At 70.2% G+C, this 18736-nt stretch carries 16 protein-coding genes and 1 pseudogene; 9 read left to right on the top strand and 8 right to left on the bottom strand.

The genetic code is table 11. The features are described from left to right. Window positions 1-83 precede the first annotated feature (83 nt). From ACOOHE_RS09815 to ACOOHE_RS09805, 3 genes are read left to right on the top strand one after another with little or no spacing between them, the layout of a single operon-like run. Window positions 84-914: a PfkB family carbohydrate kinase gene (locus tag ACOOHE_RS09815; RefSeq protein WP_420453904.1), complete on the top strand. Its 831-nt coding sequence runs from the start codon at window positions 84-86 to the stop codon at window positions 912-914. 51 nt (window positions 915-965) lie between these two features. Then, the gene (locus ACOOHE_RS09810) at window positions 966-2000 is read left to right on the top strand and encodes a LacI family DNA-binding transcriptional regulator (RefSeq protein WP_420453903.1); all 1035 of its coding nucleotides are present in this window, start codon (window positions 966-968) and stop codon (window positions 1998-2000) included. After that, entirely contained in the window at window positions 2000-2935 is a 936-nt protein-coding gene (locus ACOOHE_RS09805; protein WP_420453902.1) for a phosphoribosylaminoimidazolesuccinocarboxamide synthase, read from the top strand. The genes ACOOHE_RS09810 and ACOOHE_RS09805 overlap by 1 nt, the downstream gene beginning before the upstream one ends. A 3-nt stretch (window positions 2936-2938) precedes the next feature. On the opposite strand, the gene ACOOHE_RS09800 is transcribed toward ACOOHE_RS09805, so the two are convergent. The 5 genes from ACOOHE_RS09800 to ACOOHE_RS09780 all read right to left on the bottom strand — a co-directional run bounded on the left by ACOOHE_RS09800 (window position 2939) and on the right by ACOOHE_RS09780 (window position 6877). Next, complete coding sequence (locus tag ACOOHE_RS09800; protein ID WP_420453901.1) at window positions 2939-3742, bottom strand: nitrilase-related carbon-nitrogen hydrolase; 804 nt, start codon at window positions 3740-3742, stop codon at window positions 2939-2941. 2 nt (window positions 3743-3744) lie between these two features. Continuing rightward, complete coding sequence (locus ACOOHE_RS09795; RefSeq protein ID WP_420453900.1) at window positions 3745-4806, bottom strand: patatin-like phospholipase family protein; 1062 nt, start codon at window positions 4804-4806, stop codon at window positions 3745-3747. Window positions 4807-5015: 209 nt separating this feature from the next. Further along, on the bottom strand, window positions 5016-6011 hold the full coding sequence (pta, locus tag ACOOHE_RS09790; protein ID WP_420453899.1) for a phosphate acetyltransferase: 996 nt from the start codon (window positions 6009-6011) through the stop codon (window positions 5016-5018). Then, a complete protein-coding gene (locus ACOOHE_RS09785; protein WP_420453898.1) occupies window positions 6004-6411 on the bottom strand; it encodes a molybdopterin synthase catalytic subunit in 408 nt (135 codons plus the stop codon). Before ACOOHE_RS09785 ends, pta begins: the two co-directional genes overlap by 8 nt. After that, entirely contained in the window at window positions 6398-6877 is a 480-nt protein-coding gene (locus ACOOHE_RS09780) for a redoxin domain-containing protein (RefSeq protein WP_420453897.1), read from the bottom strand. The genes ACOOHE_RS09785 and ACOOHE_RS09780 overlap by 14 nt, the downstream gene beginning before the upstream one ends. A 392-nt stretch (window positions 6878-7269) precedes the next feature. Here ACOOHE_RS09780 and ACOOHE_RS09775 point away from each other — a divergent pair, with 392 nt between their 5' ends. Continuing rightward, on the top strand, window positions 7270-9228 hold the full coding sequence (locus tag ACOOHE_RS09775) for a T9SS type A sorting domain-containing protein (protein ID WP_420457615.1): 1959 nt from the start codon (window positions 7270-7272) through the stop codon (window positions 9226-9228). A gap of 28 nt (window positions 9229-9256) precedes the next feature. Here the strand turns inward: ACOOHE_RS09775 and ACOOHE_RS09770 are convergent. Together ACOOHE_RS09770 and ACOOHE_RS09765 are read right to left on the bottom strand one after the other, a co-directional pair. Further along, a pseudogene (locus tag ACOOHE_RS09770) lies at window positions 9257-9400 on the bottom strand (LuxR C-terminal-related transcriptional regulator); the annotation flags it as partial. Between the two features lie 33 nt (window positions 9401-9433). Then, window positions 9434-10690: an ABC transporter permease gene (locus ACOOHE_RS09765; RefSeq protein WP_420453896.1), complete on the bottom strand. Its 1257-nt coding sequence runs from the start codon at window positions 10688-10690 to the stop codon at window positions 9434-9436. 182 nt (window positions 10691-10872) lie between these two features. On the opposite strand from ACOOHE_RS09765, the gene ACOOHE_RS09760 reads away from it, so the two are divergent. The 5 genes from ACOOHE_RS09760 (at window position 10873) to ACOOHE_RS09740 (ending at window position 17887) form a co-directional block, all read left to right on the top strand. After that, the gene (locus tag ACOOHE_RS09760; RefSeq protein ID WP_420453895.1) at window positions 10873-12963 is read left to right on the top strand and encodes an AAA family ATPase; all 2091 of its coding nucleotides are present in this window, start codon (window positions 10873-10875) and stop codon (window positions 12961-12963) included. 116 nt (window positions 12964-13079) lie between these two features. Next, entirely contained in the window at window positions 13080-14711 is a 1632-nt protein-coding gene (gene pruA, locus ACOOHE_RS09755; protein WP_420453894.1) for an L-glutamate gamma-semialdehyde dehydrogenase, read from the top strand. Between the two features lie 133 nt (window positions 14712-14844). Then, window positions 14845-16026: a hypothetical protein gene (locus ACOOHE_RS09750; protein ID WP_420453893.1), complete on the top strand. Its 1182-nt coding sequence runs from the start codon at window positions 14845-14847 to the stop codon at window positions 16024-16026. A gap of 85 nt (window positions 16027-16111) precedes the next feature. After that, window positions 16112-16582 carry a hypothetical protein gene (locus ACOOHE_RS09745; RefSeq protein WP_420453892.1) on the top strand — a complete coding sequence of 157 codons (471 nt, stop codon included), beginning with the start codon at window positions 16112-16114 and terminating at the stop codon, window positions 16580-16582. Between the two features lie 348 nt (window positions 16583-16930). Beyond that, on the top strand, window positions 16931-17887 hold the full coding sequence (locus ACOOHE_RS09740; protein WP_420457614.1) for an aldo/keto reductase: 957 nt from the start codon (window positions 16931-16933) through the stop codon (window positions 17885-17887). A gap of 30 nt (window positions 17888-17917) precedes the next feature. On the opposite strand, the gene ACOOHE_RS09735 is transcribed toward ACOOHE_RS09740, so the two are convergent. Then, window positions 17918-18721: a TatD family hydrolase gene (locus ACOOHE_RS09735; protein WP_420453891.1), complete on the bottom strand. Its 804-nt coding sequence runs from the start codon at window positions 18719-18721 to the stop codon at window positions 17918-17920. Between the last annotated feature and the right edge of the window lie 15 nt (window positions 18722-18736).

The raw sequence follows: 18736 nt of genomic DNA, 5'->3' as shown, positions 1-18736 counted from the left end.
GCGGAGCGGGGGTGGTGAAGAGGCGGAAGATAGCCGGAGCCGGCCGGGGCCCTCCGTAGCTTTTCCGATCCCCCCAGGACTCCATGCCCCTCCTCCCCGTCGCCGTCGTCGGCGCCACTTACACCGTCAGCGAGCGCGGCCTGGTCGCGGACGCGCTCGCGGCCCGAGCGCTCGGGCTGGCGCCGCTCCCGATCTGCACCTCGATCGTCGTCGCCAGCGGCGGCCGGGTGACGGACGTCACGGACGTCCCCGTCGACACGGTCGAGGCCCAGCTTGAGCACCTTCAAAGTTCGGGTACAATAACGGGCGTTAAGATCGGCGCACTCGGGGGTCCGAAGACGGCCGCGGCCGTGCTCGACGCCGTCGCCGGGATGGGCGTCCCGGTCGTCCTCGACGTGGTGGCCTCGGGGCCCAGCGGAGAGACCGTCATGGAGGCCCGGGCCATCGACGTGGTCGCCGAGCGGCTTGGGGCGGCCACGCTCGTCACCCTGTCTAAGGCCGACGCGGAGCTGGTGACGAACGCCCAGATCGAGTCGCTCGACGACGCCCAGGTGGCCGCCCAGCGGCTCCACAACCGGGGCGCCCGGGCCGTCGTGATCCGCTGTGGGAGCCTGCCCTACCGGTTTTACGACGCTGCCGACGACCCCGGCGCCGGCTCTCGCGAGCCCTTCTTCGCGGACCTCTTCTACGACGGCGAGGACTTCGCCCTCTTCGAGGCCCCCTTGCTGGAGGCCCACCCCGACGGCGCGTCGAGCGCGTTCGCCCTGGCGGCGCTGGCGGGGTTGATCCGTGGGGAGCCTGCGGAGCTCGCCCTCCAGGGCGCCAAGCGGTTCGCCACGGACGCCGTCCGCCACGCGGTCGAGGTGGACGGGTACGGGCCACGGCTCCAGTTCCCGGCGGCCACGCATTCGTAACCACGCGGATCACGCGCGCCCGTAGCTTTTCGGACCCTGGCCCGCACGCCCATGCCCGAACGCTCTCCCGGCTCGCGCCCCACGATCTACGACGTCGCCGACGAGGCGCGCGTCGCGATCTCGACCGTGTCCCGCGTCCTCAACGGGTCCAACGAGGTCTCCGAGGCGACCCGGTCCCGCGTCCAGGACGCGATCCGGAAGCTTCAGTTTCAGCCCCAGCGGATCGCCCGGAACCTCGCCCAGCAGTCGACGACGTCGATCGCCGTGGCGCTCCCGTCGGCGACGTCGATGTTCTTTGTCGAGATGCTCAAGGGGGTCAAGGACGCCCTGCGCGACGAGGACATCGACCTGTTGCTGTGCAACCTGGGCTCGGCCACGCCCTACCAGACGCTCCAGCGGTTCCTCAACCGCGGCGCCGTCGACGGGCTCCTGCTGATGTCGCTCCCCATTGAGGGCGACGTCGCCGAGCAACTCCTCGCGTTCCAGGCGCCGGTCGTTCTGCTGGGGAGCCGCCACCAGGGCCTCGACGCCCTTTGGTGGGACGACCGCGAGGGGGCCCAGATGGCGACGACGTACCTGGTCGAGCAGGGCCACCGGCGGATCGGGCTGATCTCGGCGCATGCGTGGAGCTCGAACGCCGCTCCGCGCCTCGAGGGGTACCGGGCCGCGCTCGACGAGGCGGGGATCGCGTTCGACCCGGCCCTGGTCGCGGCGGGCGAAACGACCAAGCACGCCGGGTATTCGGAGGAGGCCGGGGCCGAGGCGATGGAGGCCCTCATGAGCCTGGACGACCGCCCGACCGCCGTCTTCGCCGCGTCGGACGTCCAGGCCTACGGCGCCTGGTCCCACGTCCGCGACGCCGGCATGGTCGTCCCGCGCGACGTCTCGATCGTCGGCTACGACGACCTCAAGCTGAGCCGCTTCCTCGACCTGACGACCGTCACCCAGGGGATGCAGCAGGCCGGCCACCAGGCGACCCAGCGGCTCCTCCACCGGCTCCGGTCGTCGCCCTCCGACGAGCGGGTCGACGTCCAGCTGCCGCTGTCGCTGGCCGTCCGCGGGTCGACGGCCGTCGAGACCGCGTGATGGAGCTCCCCCCGCCGCTCGCGTCGACCGACCTCGGGCTGGGAACGCGGTACCGCGGCAAGGTCCGCGACACGTACGACTTGGGCGACGGGCGGATCGTGCTCGTCACGACGGACCGGCTCTCGGCGTTCGACCACGTGCTCCGCCAGGCCATCCCGCTCAAGGGCCAGGTGCTCAACGGCGTCGCCGCCTTCTTTTTCGAGCGGACCGCCGACGTGGCCCCGAACCACGTGCTCGCGGTCCCCGACCCGAACGTGACGGTCGGCGTCCGGTGCGACCCGCTGCCCATCGAGTTCGTCGTCCGCGGCTACCTCACGGGCCACGCCTGGCGCGTCTACCGCGACGGCGGGCGCGAGCTGTGCGGCGAAACACTGCCCGACGGCTTGCGCGAGGCCGAGCGGTTGCCGACGCCCATCTTGACGCCGGCGACGAAGGCCGTCGAGGGCCACGACGAAGACGTCTCCCGCGCCGAGATCCTGGCGCGCGGCATCGTCGACGCCGACACGCTCGACCGGACCACCGAGCTCGCGCTCGCGCTGTTCGCGCGCGGGACCGAGATCGCCGCCGAGCGCGGCCTGCTCTTGGTCGACACGAAGTACGAGTTCGGCCGCGCGCCCGACGGGCGGCTCCTGGTGATCGACGAGGTCCACACGCCCGATTCGTCGCGCTACTACTACGCCGACGGCTACGACGAGCGGCTGACGAGGGGCGAGCCACAGCGCCAGCTCTCGAAGGAGTTCGTCCGCGAGTGGCTGATGGAGCACGGCTTCCAGGGGCTGGCTGGCCAGACGCTCCCCGACCTGCCACCCGAGTTCGTCGCAGAGGTCAGCGCGCGCTACGTCGAGCTGTACGAGACGGTCACGGGGCGCACGTTCGAGCCGGACGTGAGCTCGGATCCCGAAGCCCGCATCCAGCGCTCGCTTCGCGGCGTCTGACCTCTAGCGATGGTAGAGGTCCGGCCGACGGTCGGTGACGCGGTCGTTGTACGGGTTGAGCGCCGTCGTGCGAGCCTCGCACGGGTCGATCTCCGCCCGGATCACCGCCTCGCCCTCGACGGGCGCCGTCGCCAGCACCTCGGCGCGGGGCGAACAGATCCGGCTCTGGCCGACGAACGTCAGCGACTCGCGCCCGTTCGTCTCGGTCCCGACGCGGTTGGCCGTCGCCGTGAACACGCCGTTCTCGAGCGCGCGGATGGGCATGGCCGCCGGGCAGTGCGGCAGGACGAGGTTCGACGGGTGCGCGATCACGTCCGCCCCGCCGAGCGCCAGCGTCCGGGCCGACTCCGGGAAGAACCAGTCGAAGCAGACCATCACCCCCAGCCGGTAGCTCCGGCGGTTCCGGTCGGTCACCGTCCACACCCGGAAGCCGCCCTCCCCCGGCCGGAAGTGGAGCGTCTCTTCGTAGTAGAGGTGCGTCTTGCGGTACGTTCCGACCCAGCCGTTTGAGTTTGCAATAACGGCACTGTTATACAGTGCGTCCCCGTCCCGCTCGGGCAGCCCGGCCACGATCGTCGCCCCCGTCGCTGCCGCCCACGCCTCCAGCCGCGCGACGGTCGGCCCGCCGGGGACCTCTTCCGCCAGCGCCGCCGCCTGCTCCGTCGACTCGAAAAAGTAGCCGGACGCGAACAGCTCAGGGAGCACGATCAGGTCGGCGTCGGCACCCAAGACGGCCGTCTCGACCGCGTCGAGGTTCGCGTCGACGGCGCCCAAGGTCGGGGAGGTCTGGACGCAGGCGACGGTCATGGTCAGGCGACGAGCGGTTCGAGGGTCGGGCCGGCGTCGAGGGCGACGTCGGTGCGCCGACGGCCGATGGCGATCATCTCGCGCATCTCGGCCGCGGTCGCGTCGAGCGTCCCGCCGGGGAGCGCTTCGCTGGGCCGGATGACGAACAGGTCCTCGAGCCGGCTGCGGCGGAAGATCTCGGGGACCTCGACGCGGTCCAGAAGATCGGCCGCGCCGGGGACCGAGGCCAGCCGCTCGGCGAGGTCCCGTCGGAACCGCGAGAACCCGGCCGCCGCCTGCACCGTGCCGAGGTCCGTCGTCCGCCCCTCGTGCGACATCAGGCTCACGACCCGCTGGAGGATCGCCTGGCCGCTGTCGAACGGCCCCTCGTCCCGGCGGAGCTCGTCCTGCTGGATCACGACGGCGTACAGCTCGGTCGCCCCGCGCTCGACGCAGACCCAGGCCGGCAGCTCGTCCCGGACGCCGCCGTCGACGTGCGGGTGCGTGCCGAGGTGGTCCGGCATCACGACCGGGTTCGAGGCGAACGGGATGGTCGAGGACGCGATCATGACGTCAATGAGCATCTCGCGGCTGGCGATGATGCGGCCGTGGGCCTCGCCGGCCTGGGAGCTCGGCCCCGCCAGCGTCCAGTACACCAGCTCGCCGGTCACCAGGTCGACCGTCGTCAGGAACAGCTCCTTCTTGTCGGCCCGGGCCAGCGTGACGAGCCGGTCCCAATCGGCGTCGGTCAGGGTCTGCTCGACCGTCGCGCGGAGCGGCGCCAGACTGCCCAGGCTCGTCGGCAGCCGGACCTTGCCGGCGACGAGGTCGCCCAGCACGCCGAGCGCCAGCGACAGCTCGGAGTGCTTCCGGTAGACCGACGCCGTGTCGGCCGTGCCGTAGGCGGCCTCGATCCGGTCGAACTCGCCCAACAGCGCCAGCGGCGCGATCAGCGCGCCCGTGCTCGTGCCCGCGACGACGTCGAAGTCGCGGACCCCGCGGTCGCGGAGCTGGAGGAGGACGCCGACGGCGAACGAGCCGTGGAGGCCGCCGCCGGAGATGGCGAGCGCGCGTTTGGTGGCCATGATCCCTGAGACTGACGTGGACGTCCGCGAGGCCCGTGTCGCGCCCGGCGGCGTGCGGACGGAGCGGCCACCGGGACCGTCAACATAGGGCGGACGTGCCGGTCCCCGGGTCGACGTCAGCGATAGCGTGGTGACCTCCGGGACTGAGGACGGGGGACGGAAGACTGCCGGAGGGGCCCGTCCCCGATCCCCCGTCCTCGACCGCGCCGTCAGCGCTGTCCGGACTGGATCGCGGTGATCGTCGCCACGTTCGCGATGTCCTCCCAGTCGGACCCCCGCGACAAGTCGTTGGCCGGGAGCCTCAGTCCTTGCAAGACCGGCCCAAACGCCTCGGCCCCGCCGATCCGCTGGGTGATCTTGTAGCCGATGTTGCCGGCGCCGAGGTCGGGGAACACGAACACGTTCGCGCGGCCGGCCACTGGGCTGTCCGGCGCCTTCCTTTCGGCCACGTCGGGGTCGAACGCCGCGTCGAACTGGAGCTCGCCGTCGAGCACGAGGTCCGGCCGTTTGTCGCGAGCGATCTCGACCGCCTGGCGGACCGCGTCGACGGCGGGGTGCTCGGCCGAGCCCTTCGTCGAGAACGACAGGAACGCGACGCGCGGCTCCTGGCCCGTCAAAAAGCGGTGGTTCGCTGCGGCGTCGATCCCGATGGACGCGAGCTGCTCGGGCGTCGGGTCCGGGTTGACGCCGCAGTCGGCATACGTTAGCGGGCGCCCGTCGGGGAGCACCATCAGGAAGAACGACGAGACGAGTGCCGAGCCCTCGGCCACCCCGAGGACGTGGATCGCCGCGCGGACGACGTCGGGCGACGGGTGCGCGGCGCCGGCCACACAGCCGTCGGCGTCGCCGGCGTCGACCATGAGGTCGCCGAAGTACAGCACGTCGGCGGCCGTCTCGCCGGCCTGCTCGTAGGTCATCCCCTTGTGCTTGCGCTTCTGGAACAGCGCCTGCGCGTATCCCTGCCGCCGCTCGCTCGTCGCGGGGTCGACGACGGGGACGGTGTGCGGCAGCGTCACGCCCAGCTCGCGAGCGCCGTCGCGGACGGCGGACTCCCGGCCGATCAAGATGGGTCGGACGACGCCGTGCTCGGCCAGCCACGCGGCGGCCCGGATCGTCCGGGGGTCCTCGCCCTCGGGCAGCGCGATTCGCTTGTTGAGCGCGCGGGCGCGGTCGTGGAGGTCTGCGAACGAGAAGCGGTCAGGCATGGGCGGGGTGCTCGGTCTTCCAGATGGGCGTGGACTCTTTCAGTGTGTCGATCAGCCAGCGGGCGGCCTCGAACGCCGCCCCCCGGTGGGCACACGCGACGCCGACGACGACGCTCGCTTGGGGCGGCGGAACGGCCCCGAGCCGATGGAGGACGACGACCCGGGCGGCGTCCCAGCGGTCGGCGGCGACCTCGGCCAGCCGCGCCAGCTCGGCCTCGGCCATCTCGGAATACGCCTCGTACGTCAGCAGGTCCGTCTCGACGCCGTCGGTCCACCGCCGGCTCGTGCCGACGAACACGCACGTGCCGCCGGCGCGGTCGTCGGCCAGGAACGAGTGGACCGCGCCCAGGTCGAGCGGCCGCTCGCTCAGCGCGGTCCAGCGGTCGCTAGGCGTCACCATCGAGCGCGTCGAGGACGGCGTCGAAGTCGGGCTGCTCGCCGGCGTTGTCGAGCACCTCGACGTACTGCAACGTCCCGTCGGTGTCGACGACGAACGCGGCGCGCTTGGCGATCCGGTCGAGCTTCATCGGCGTAAAGTCGTGGTCATACTTGGCGCCGTAGGACTCGGCGACCTCGCCGTCGTGGTCCGAGAGCAGGCGGAACGGGAAGCCGTTGGCCTTCTTGAACTCGGCGAGCGCGAACGGCGAGTCGGTCGAGATGCCGACGACCTGGGCGCCGAGGTCGGTGTAGCGGTCGTAGTCGTTGCCGACCGTGTTGAGCTCGGTCGTGCAGACGCTCGTGAACGCGCCGGGGAAGAACAGCAGGACGACGGGGCCGTCCTGGCGGGCCTCTTCGAGGGAGAAGGCGTTGTTCGAGTCGTCGTAGAGCGTGAAGTCGGGGGCGTCGTCGCCGGGAGAGAGAGGCATGGCTCGGGATGGAGGGCGAGGGCTCCGGCTACGTCAGCGGCCGTGCGGGGTTCGGCGGGAGCGGCGACGAAGGCATCGTCCACGTGTCGATCAGGGGAGGCGCATGTAGCTCCTCAGCTACACGTTGATCGCCGGACGGCTACAGGAGAGTCCAAGATGGGCCACAAGCTTGGGAGTGACGGTGGCCGTTCTTCCAAGTGCCCCCGTCCATCCTACCCTTCTCCGAACCCATGACCCGTTCGTTACGCTCCGCTCTCCTTGTGTTCCTCGTCCTCGCTGCCCTTGGGCCGCCTGTGATCGCCCAGCCCTCCGAGCGTGAGGAGCGCGCCCCGCTCCTCGACCGGACCATTGAGACCGCCCGGTTCACCGTCGTAGACTGAGCCGTGCCCACGATGACCACGACCCACAGATCGAGACTCCTCGCCACCCTCGCGCTCGGGGCTGCCGCGTTGGCCCCGGGCGCGAGCCCGGCCTTAGCGCAGCCCGCCGGCGACCCGCCGGCCTGGGCCTCTGTCCTCTCGACGGACTACCCCTACGTCGGCGTCCACGACCTCGCCGTCACGCCAGCCGGGCCAGTCGTCGTCGGGGGGGGCGAGGACGAGCTCCGCCTGACGGAGGGGGCCGGAGCCGGGATTGCTTTCGACCTTGGGCTGGCCTACCCCGACGGTGAGCTCTCGTTCGTCTACGCTGCCGAGAGCGACGGAACTGCCCGCTGGGCCCGGTCGGCGGCCACAGACGGTGCCCCGTTCGAGACGTACCATGTGGCTGCCGGGCCGACCCCGGCCGGAGACGTCATCGTGACGGGCGAGGGCGTGTTGTACTGGCATCACCCGTACCGGTGGGACACCGGGTCCGAGCGCGTCGTCGGGAGGTCGGCGGCCGACGGGTCTGTCTTATGGACGGTCCGGCTCGGTCACCCCATTGACGACGGCGAGGGACCGTTCCAGTCGTCGGCCCTCGTGTTGGGCGTCGGGGTCTACGACGGCGTGGCGTACCTGGCCGGCGTGTTCCGGGACACGCTCGCGCTCGGACCCGACACGTTGGTTGCCACCCCGGCGTCCGGTGGCTACGCATGGCACCCCTTCGACGTGTTCGTCGCCGCGCTCGACGCCGCGACCGGGGAGCCAGTGTGGACCCGGTCCGTCGCCGCAGGAGACGAGCCCCCATCGGACGTCCACGACGGCCGGTTCGTGCTCGGCGACCACCTCGGGCACATGGCGTTCGACGTCGGCGGAGCCGGGGTCGTCGTCGGCGGCCTGTTTCCGGCGGGTTCCATCGTTGGGCGGGGCATGGGGGACCCGGACGGCGCCGCGCTCCCGGCCGGGACCGCGCTCGTCCGGCTCTCTCACGACGGCGCGTTCGACCGCTCATGGACTCAGACCAACCTCGGCCTCAACGACGACGTGCTGGGGCCGGGCGACAGCGACACGTACGACCCTGAGGGGCGGAACGTCGCGTGGCCAATCGCCGTGGCGCTGGCCCCCGACGGCGGGGTCGTCCTCGGGTGGGCGTTCGTCCCGGGCCGGATCATCGGGCCGTCGTACTCCCATGTCGAGGCCGGCAGCACGACATACACGGATGCAGCCGGCGACGGTCGGCTGGTGACCCGTCACGGTCCGGACGGCACGTTCGAATGGGCCGTCGACATCGTCACGCCCCAGCGGGCCCTGCCCTCACGGCCTGGGGGGACCGGGCCACTCTCGCTCGACGTGGGTCACGACGGCCGGGTCGCCCTCGGCACGTCGTTCTCGTCGGACGACGTTCGGGTCGCCGGGGCGCCGCTCGTCCGCGAGGGGTATGGAGACGGAGTCGCCGCCGTCGTCTCGCCCGAGGGCGAGCTCCGGGCACTCTACCACGTGGCTGACGAGCCCGGCGCGTCGTCGGCCCCCACCGCGCACGCGCAGCACCAATCTGTCAAGGCCGTAGCGTTCGGTGGGGGAGCCGGCGGGCCGAGCCAGTCGCTGTACGTGGCCGGTCGGTTCAGGGGCTCGTTCGAGGTCGGCGGCGGGGTGTACCGAGCGGAGGGGGAAAACCGGACCGCAGTGTTCCTCTCCCGGTTCGACCTCGCTGGCGTCGTGTCGACCGACGACACCCCGGAGTCCGCCCCGTTCACGGTGGCCGCGTGGCCGAACCCAGCGACCACGGCCGTCCGGCTCTCAGTCGACGGAGGGGCCGGCTCGGCGTCAATCCGCGTGTTCGACGTGCTGGGCCGTGAGGTCGCCTGGATCAACCGCCACCGGGGCGAGGTCGTCCTCGACGTGTCGGGGTGGGGGCCCGGGGTGTACGTCGTCGAGGCGCGCGAGGACGGTACGGACCGCCGAGCCGTCCAGACGGTGACCGTCGCCCGGTAGCTCGTCGGCCCTCGTCTGAGCGGCCGGATCACTCGACAATCCCGTGCCGGACGGCGTGTCGGGCGAGCTCGGCGTCCGTCTGGAGCCCGAGCTTCTTGAGCGCGCGGGACCGATACGTCGAGACCGTCGACGGCGAGAGGGCCAGCACCTCGGCCGTCTCGTCGGGCGACCGCCCCTCGGAGACTGAGCCTCTGCGTCAGGTGCCCTACCCCCCGAACCGGATGGTCCGCACCGGCTCGACGTTCGAGGCGACGCGGGCGGGGAGGTAGGCGGCCAGGGTGCAGATTACGATGGTTGCAATAACGGTAACGGCCACGTCGAGACCGCTCATCTCGACCGGCGCCCGGTCCAGGTAGTAGGCGTCCTGGGGCAGCCGGATAAAGGCGAACCGCGCCTGGAGCGCCCCAAACGCGAGGGCCACGGCCGTCCCGATCGCCGCCCCGATCACGCCCACCATCAGCCCGAACACCAGGAACAGACGTCGGACCGACGCCCGGCTGGCGCCCATCGCCAGGACCGTCCCGATCTCCCTCGCCTTCTCCAACACCACCATCAGCAGCGCCCCGACGATGTTGAACGCGGCGACGACGACCAGGATCGAGATCACCAAGGGCACGATGCTCTGCTGGAGCTCGACCCAGGCGAACAGCCCCCGGTACACCTCCTCGATGGGCCGCGCGAACAGCGGCGGCCCGATCCGGTCCGTCACGGCGTCCGACACCTCCCGAGCAAAGGCGCGGTCGTCGAGCGTGATGTCGAGCCGCGTCACCTCGTCGGGCCCGTAGCCGAACAGGCCGCGCGCGACGTCGAGATCCACAAACGCGAACCGCTCGTCGAAGTCGCCCAGGCCGGTCTCGAACAGGCCGGCCACGTGGTACTGGCGGACGCGCGGGCGCGACTGGACCTGGCCCGCGCCGAGCCCGCGCGTCGAGTACGCCGTGATCCGGTCGCCCGGGCCGAGCCCCAACCGCTCACCGAGTCGCTTGCCGAGGACGACGCCCGGCCGGCCATCGGCGTCGTCGGACAGGTCGAACGCGCCGACCTCGGTGCGCGCGGCGACGAACGGGAGGTCGTCCGGCTCGGTCCCCCACAGCAGGACGCCCTCGACGGTCTCGTTGCCCGAGCCCCGGCTGCTCAACAGCGCGAAGTCGACGAGCGCCGGGGCCACGCGCTCGACGTGGTCGAGCCGGGCCACCGCTCGCGCCAGGCTGTCGGCGCCGACGAGCGGGTCGCCGACGAAGCTCTCGACCTGGACGTGCTGGCCGAACCCGACGATCTTGGCCTCGATCTCGCGGCTGAACCCGCGCACGATCATCAGCGCTAGCAGCAGCGCCCCGGTCCCGACGGCCACCCCGCCGATGGCGGCCACGACGACGAACCGCAAGAACCCCCGACGCTCGTCGCGGCCGTGGGCGCCGCGGAGGTAGCGCAGGGCGAGCGTGCGTTCGAACGGGCCGATCATGGGGGTGTGGGGGAACGGCACAAGATCGCTCCTTGGTAGGTTCGGAGGCTGGGGGGTCGGCTGAGCAAGCCCAAAGGCTCAATGCTGCTTCCGAGCCAGACAAGAGTGGCGGCCAGCGTATGACAAACCCCTCCTTGCTCAATGAAACTTGCGACCTTTCAAGGTCTTCCTTCTACGACCCGATGAGGATCCGCTCCGTCCGCGTGGAAAACTTCCGAGCCATTCAGCACCTCGATCTGTCCGACCTTCCTGACTCGGTCGTCGTAGCGGGTCCTAACGGGTGTGGCAAGTCGAGCCTGTTCGACGCGCTGAGGCTCCTGAAGTCGGCGTACGGTCAATACCACCAGAATGAGTATCAGTCTTGGTTCGGGGAGTTTCAGATCGATGTCAACCGGATTAAGCAGGAGACGCGGAAGGTGCTTCACGACCCGAGCCGCCCACTCAGGGTCTGGGCCGAGTTCGAGCTTGCCGACGCCGAACGGACCTACTTGAAGGAGAACGCCCGGGACCTCTACCTCGGCATGAACTGGGCTCAGTTTCGGGGGATGCAATCGGCCGAGGGGTCCCCAGTCGTTGTCAACCCCGCCGTGAGGCGCGCCCATTCACCCGTAGTCGAAGCGCAGACGGCCAACCTCATGAGGGCGCTCGAGCCGGTGCTCGACGACGTGGTCCACACGGCGGAACTCACGATGGTCCCTGGGCAAGACCCTGTGGCCACGTCGTCGCCTGTCGTCGAGCTCATGTTCAGTGTGTTCCGCCCGAACGACCTGGGCGTAATCGACTACCATGGTCCTCACCGGACGTATGGGCGGGAGCAGGTGAGTAGCGTCAACCTCACAATCTCCGGAACGACCGAGCGGAATGGCCATGACGCCCTCTACAACACCCAAAACAAGTATAGTGGAGTAAAGACAGCGATGGCACAGGCGTTCGTTCGCCAACTCCTCGCCCGAGAGTTCGGGGCGGACGTATCGGACGGGGGCGGGCTCAAGGAGACGCTCGATGAGCTCTTCGCCGTGTTTTTCCCCGGGAAAACGTTCCTCGGCCCACAGCCGACGGTCGACGGGGGGCTCGCCTTCCCGGTTCGGCTCGAAAGCGGTCGCGAGCACGACATCAACGAGTTGAGCTCGGGCGAGAAGGAGGTGCTCCTCGGGTACCTTCGGCTGCGGAACAGCGCGCCGCGGAACTCGATTGTCCTCCTTGATGAGCCCGAGCTCCACCTGAACCCCCGGCTCGTCCGGGGCCTCCCCCGGTTCTATCAGAAGCACCTCGGGGCCGCGCTCGGGAACCAACTCTGGCTCATCACGCACTCCGACGCCCTCCTCCGGGAGGCCGTCGAGGAGCCGGCCTACGCCGTCTACCACATGCGCCCGTCGTACACGGTCGGCGAGGGGGAGAATCAACTGGACCCCATCGACGCGACGGCCGGGGTAGAGCGCGTTGTGGTCGACCTCGTTGGCGACCTCGCGACATACAGCCCACGCTCGAAGGTCGTGTTCGTTGAAGGCAAGGGGTCTGAGTTCGACGAGAGCCTGGTCCGCGAGTTGTTCCCGACGTTCGCCGAGCGGGTCAACCTCATCTCTGTGGGTAGCAAGGCCCGCGTGCGGGGTCTTCACGACCTCATGGAACGGACTGCAGAGGAGGGTCGCCTCGATGCCCGATTCTTCTCCGTGACCGACCGGGATTTCGACGGCCCGCCGTCGGTCGACGATGCGCGAGCGTTCCAGTGGGACGTCTACCACGTCGAGAATTACCTCCTCGAGCCCCGGTTCGTTCGCGAAGCGATGGTTGCCCTCGCCCTCGGCGCCGACGTCCCAAGCGAGGTGGAGATCCTAACCTCGCTCAGGTCCTGCGCCGGAGAAACGGTCGACGAGCTCATCCGGATCAAGATGGATCAGGCCGTGAACCGGGAGCTAGTCGAGTGCCTCTCGACAAGGTACGACCCGGCCCTCCCAGCCCATCAAGGGCTCCGGAAAGCTGCCGAACGGTCGATGGATAGGGTCGGGCGGGCGCTTAGGAGCGAACTCGCCCTTGACGCTTTGATGGACGAGGAGATCCGCATCCGCGAGGAGTTGAACACGTCCCTCGATTGCGATCAATGGAAGCGTGATTTTCGAGGACGCGACGTCCTGCGGAGGTTCGTTGGGCGACACCAAGATGTGTTGGGAGTTCCGTACGAGAAGGTCCGAAACATCATCGTCAACCGGATGCGCGAGGCATCTTACCGGCCTCCCGGGATGGAGACCGTTGTAAAAGCGATAATGAAGGGCTGAACAGCGGCTGGAAGTCCGGCCGGATCCTTCGGAAGCGAGTCGTCGGTCCCCAGGACCGTTTCTAGTTTGTTCGCGGCATTCTTCTGCCCGTTCCCTCCCCCCTCTGCCCGACCCCGATGCACAACGCGATCGCCAGCCCCCCGCCCGCCGTCAACGAGCCCGTCCGCGACTACGCGCCGGGGAGCCCCGAGCGGGCGTCGCTCCGCGCGACCCTGATGGAGATGCGCGAGAAGGAGGTCGAGGTGCTGCCCGTCGTCAACGGCGAGCGGGTCGAGACCGGGCGGACCGAGACGATCCGGCCGCCCCACGAGCGCTCGCGCACGCTGGGCACGTTCCACAAGGCCCGCACCGAGGACGTCGAAGATGCCATCGCCGGCGCCCTCGACGCCCGCCACGACTGGGCCCGGCTCGACTGGACCGACCGCGCGGCCATCTTCCTCAAGGCCGCCGAGCTGCTGGCGGGCCCGTTCCGCGACCGGATGAACGCGGCGACGATGTTGGGCCAGTCGAAGAACCCGTACCAGGCCGAGATCGACGCGGCCTGCGAGATGGTCGACTTTTTCCGGTTCAACGTCCAGTTCTACCGCGAGATGCTGGAGGAGCAGCCGATCTCGTCGCCCGGCCTCTGGAACCGGACCGAGTACCGGCCGCTCGAGGGGTTCGTGTTCGCCGTGTCCCCGTTCAACTTCACGTCCATCGCCGCCAACCTCCCGACGGCCCCGGCGCTGCTCGGCAACACGGTGCTCTGGAAGCCGGCGCCGACCCAGACGTACTCGGCCCAGGTCATTGTCGACCTGTTGGAAGAGGCGGGGATGCCGCCGGGCGTCGTCCAATTTTTGCCCGGCGACGGCGCCGACGTGGGCGACCCGGTGCTGGCGAGTGAGCACCTGGCGGGGCTCCACTTCACGGGCTCGACCCAGACGTTCAACCACCTGTGGCGCGAGATCGGAAACAACCTCGACCGCTACCGGGCCTACCCGCGGATCGTCGGCGAGACGGGCGGGAAGGACTTTATCGTCGCCCACGAGTCGGCCGACCCGGACGCGGTCGCGACGGCCATCGTCCGCGGCGCGTTCGAGTACCAGGGCCAGAAGTGCTCGGCCGCCAGCCGGGTCTACGTCGACCGGGCCGTGTGGCCGGCCGTCCGCCAGTCGTTGGAGGCGCAGATGGCCGACATCACGGTCGGGCCGGTCGAGGACTTTTCCCACTTCGTCAACGCCGTCATCGACGAGCGGGCCTACGACAAGATCACGGGCTACATCGAGCGGGCCAAGAGCGCCGACGGCGTCGAGGTGCTCCACGGCGGCGGCCACCGCAAGGACGACGGCTTTTTTGTGGACCCGACGGTCCTGCTCGCCGACGACCCGGCGTACGAGACGATGGAGCAGGAGATCTTCGGCCCGGTCGCCTCGGTCCACGTCTCCGACCGCTCGTTCGACGACCTGCTCACGCTGGTCGACCAGACGAGCCCGTACGCGCTGACGGGCGCCGTCTTCTCGCAAGACCGCGCCGTGCTCGCCCACGCGACCGAGCGGCTGGCGGACGCGGCCGGCAACTTCTACCTCAACGACAAGCCGACCGGCGCCGTCGTCGGCCAACAACCGTTCGGCGGAGCGCGCGGGTCGGGCACGAACGACAAGGCCGGCTCGAAGCTGAACCTGCTCCGGTGGGCCAGCCTCCGGTCGATCAAGGAGACGTTCGTGCCGGCCCGGCACTTTACCTACCCGTTCTTGGACAAGGACGCCTAGCGCGTCAGGCGCGGCCCTCGACAGGTAATGGAGCAACATTGCTGTGCTCGACGGGGCTCGTTGGAGCCCGTGTCCCTCGGACTATCCCATTTGCCAACTCATCACGTTCTACCTCAGGCCCGCACTGTCCTCCGTGTCTGGATCCAGACCTCTCGTCCTCCTTCTCCTTGTTCTCACCGCGTCCGCGTGTGACACCTCTTCAGACGCGATTCAAGACGGGGCGCTAGCAGCCCCTGGGCTCCTTGTCGGCGAGCGGGTGGCCCTCGACGGTGACGCCGCAGTTCTCGGCGCACCCGGTTCGAATGAGGCATTCGCGTTCGTCCGCAGCGGTGAGAGTTGGACGCGCGTGTCCAGCCTTCGCCCGACTCAGGGCCGAGTATCGGACCCTCGGTTCGGGCAACACATCGACCTTGCTGGCAGCTATGTCGTCGTGGGCGCACCCGAGAACGATGTCGCCTCGGACGCTGCCGGTCATGCCTACGTGTATGCCCGGACCAGCGGGGGATGGATCGAGGACGCCGTGCTCCGGCCCGACGACCTCGATCCGAACGCGAACTTCGGTAGCTCCGTTTCGCTCTCGGACGGCCGCCTCGCCGTGGGTGCCGGAGACGATGGAGAGGTAGGACGAGTCCACATCTTCGAAGGGACGGGATGGACCCGGTCTGCTGTCCTCACCCATCCGGATGCCGATGAGGGGTCAGCGTTCGGCAGCAGCGTCGCTCTCGACGGAGACCGACTCGCCGTTTCGGGCCTGGCCGGACCCGTCGGCACGGACGGGCGGGTGTACCTCTTCGAGCGAGGGCCGTCCGGCAGGTGGACGCTCGACGACGTGATCGAAGCCCCGCCCCTCAGGCAGGGGTCGATCACTCCATTGGGCTTCGGCTTCGACATGGCCTTGGAAGGGCCGACGCTCGTCGTGAACGAGCCGGGCCGGGAGGCCGGTACCGTCTACGTGTACCGCTCGTCGGCGGGCGTGTGGACCATCGAGACCACACTCACGCGGTCTCTCTCGGACCTCGGGCCCCTCGCGAACTTCGGGGCCCGCGTCGCCCTCTTTGGAGACCGCCTCGTGGCTGCGGTACCGGGACGAGAGCTCAACGGCGAGGCGCGCGGCGCCGCAATCATCTACGTCCGTGGTCCGAGTGGGGCGTGGACACAGGAGGCAGAGCTCCGTCTGTCCAGTCCTGTCGTCGGATTCGCGCGTGACGTCGCTGTCGATGGAGAGACCGTACTCGTAGGGGCGAACGACGGCGAGAGCCGAGGCAGCGGCTACCTCTTCTCGCGAGGGCCAAATGGCTGGTCGGAGGTCCGCTGATCTACGTCCTACCTCACGGACCGAACACCGACCGCACAAGCGAAAACCGACGGTCCGGCAACCATACGATCCACGGCCCACGCCCATGACGTTCCAGAGCGTCCACCACCCCGGCGACGCCTCGCGGCCCTGGCTGGCCGTCCAGGCCCAGGCGCGGCCGGTCGCGCTGGCGTTGCTGTTCGTGATGACGGTGGGGCTCGCGGCGGCGCTCCAAGGCCGCGACATCCTGTGGCCGTTCGTGACCGGCGCGGCCGTGGCCTACGCCGTCGCCGCGGCCGTCGGCCAGAACCGGCTGGTGACGACGCCGGCCCAGGTCGACGTCGTGGGGCCGTTCGCGGCCGTCCACTCGATCTGGCAGGCGGCGAGCACGCCGCCCGAGGGCCGGTTGGCGCCCGTCTCGTCGGCCCGGTTGCAGAACGGGGAGCTGACGGTCGGGATCGGCGACACCGTCGTCTCGTTCCGGCCGGAGGACTGGCCCGCGTTCGACGCGCTCGTCCAGGCGTTCCGGGACGCCGCCCGGGAAGGCCACGCCCTGCTCGCCCTCGACACCGCATGAACCCGTCCCGCCGCCCCCGGCTGCCCGAGCCGACCTTCCCCTTCCCGGAGGGGGAGTCGCCGGGGGGTGTTGTAGATTACAATAACGGAACGTTAGACCCCTCGACCCCCGACCGGTACTGGGACTTGTGCCCCAACTGCGGCGGCCGGCTCGTCAACCAGAAGTGCAAGTACCGCTGCACGAGGTGCCACTACTTCATGTCGTGCAGCGACTTCGACTGACCCGGAGCCTCCTGCCAAATCTGGCCCCCGCCAGCCCCACGTCCGCCCCTCCCTGACTCGCCCCCCTCTCCCTGTGATCTACCGCGACCCCACCCCGTACCGTCCAGCCTCCGACCGCTACGACGTCATGGACTACGTCCGGTGCGGCCGGAGCGGGCTCAAGCTCCCCGCCGTCTCGCTCGGCCTGTGGCACAACTTCGGGTCCGTCGACGTCTACGAGAACGCCCGGGCGATGGCGCTCCGGGCCTTCGACCTCGGGATCACCCACTTCGACCTCGCCAACAACTACGGGCCCGAGCCCGGCTCGGCCGAGGAGACGTTCGGGCGGATCCTGGCCGAGGACCTCGGGCCGTACCGCGACGAGCTCGTGATCTCGACCAAGGCGGGCTACGGGATGTGGCCGGGCCCCTACGGCGAGTGGGGCTCACGGAAGTACCTGCTCGCGAGCCTCGACCAGAGCCTCGCCCGGATGGGGCTCGACTACGTCGACGTCTTCTACAGCCACCGGTACGACCCCGAGACGCCGCTCGAGGAGACGATGGGCGCGCTCGCCCACGCCGTCCGCACGGGCCGGGCGCTCTACGCCGGCGTCTCGAACTACCCGCCGGAGCCGACGCGCCAGGCCGTCCGCCTCCTGCGCGAGATGGGCGCGCCGCTCCTGATCCACCAGCCGAAGTACAGCCTGTTGGTGCGCGACCCCGAGGACGGGCTGTTCGACGTGCTCGCCGACGAGGGCGTCGGGGCCATCGTGTTCTCGCCGCTGGCCCAGGGGCTACTGACCGACAAGTACCTCGACGGCATCCCGGCCGACTCCCGGGCGGCCAAGGCCACCGGCTTCTTGCGCCAAGACCAGGTGACCGACGACGTGGTCGAGACGGTCCGCCGGCTCCGCGAGATCGCCCGGGGCCGAGGCCAGTCGATGGCCCAGCTCGCGCTGGCGTGGACGCGCCGCCGGCCCGAGGTCACGTCGACGCTGATCGGGGCGAGCCGGGTGGAGCAGGTCGAGGAGGCCGTCGCGATGCTGAGCCAGCCGCCGCTGACGGACGACGAGATCGGGGCCATCGACGCGATCCTGGCCGCCTAGCTCCCCGGACGCCTCCCGGCTCCCCCACCGTCAGGCGTCGGGCAGCCCGAACAGCTGGCGGGCGGTCCGCGTCGTCGTCTCGGCCACCTCCTCGACCGACAGACCACGCACCTCGGCGAGTCGCCGGGCGACGAGCGCGACGTAGGCCGGCTCGTTCCGCTGGCCCCGGTGCGGCGTCGGCGCGAGGTACGGGCCGTCGGTCTCCAGGACGATCCGGTCGAGCGGGACGTCGGCGACGGCTTGGGCCACGCCCGCGTTCTTGAACGTCAGCGTCCCGCCCAGGCCGACGTGGAAGCCGAGGCCGAGCACCGCCTCCGCCAGCCACGGCGGGCCGCCGAAGCAGTGGAACACGCCGGCGAGCGGCCCGATGCCTTCGTCGCGGACCTCGGTCAGGATGCGGACCAGGTCGCGCGACGACGCCTCGCTCCCTTTCTGGTCGCGGTTGTGGAGCGACAGCGGCAGGCCGTGCCGGGCCGCCAGCCGGGCGTGCTCGCGGAGCGACGCCTGTTGGGCGTCGACGTGCTCGCGGCTCCAGTAGTAGTCGAGCCCCGTCTCGCCGACGGCCACGATGGGCTCAGATTGCAATAACGGACCGATCTGATCGACGGCGTCAGCCGGCGCGTCCGCCAAGTACGTCGGGTGGACCCCGGCCATGACGAAGACGCCGGGGGTGCGGTCGGCCAGGGCGAGGGCGGCGCCGATGGACGCGAGGTCGACGGCCGGAACGACGAGCTGGGTGACGCCCGCTTGCGCCGCCCGCTGGACGACCGCGTCGCGGTCGGCGTCGTAGGCGTCGGCGGTCAGGTGGACGTGGGTGTCGACGAGGTCGGGCATGGGGCTGCGACGCCC

Source organism: Rubrivirga sp. (assembly GCF_965213695.1).
Classification (GTDB): Bacteria; Bacteroidota; Rhodothermia; order Rhodothermales; family Rubricoccaceae; genus Rubrivirga.
The sequence above is the reverse complement of the archived record's forward strand: the minus strand, read 5'-3'. Positions and strand labels throughout refer to the sequence as shown.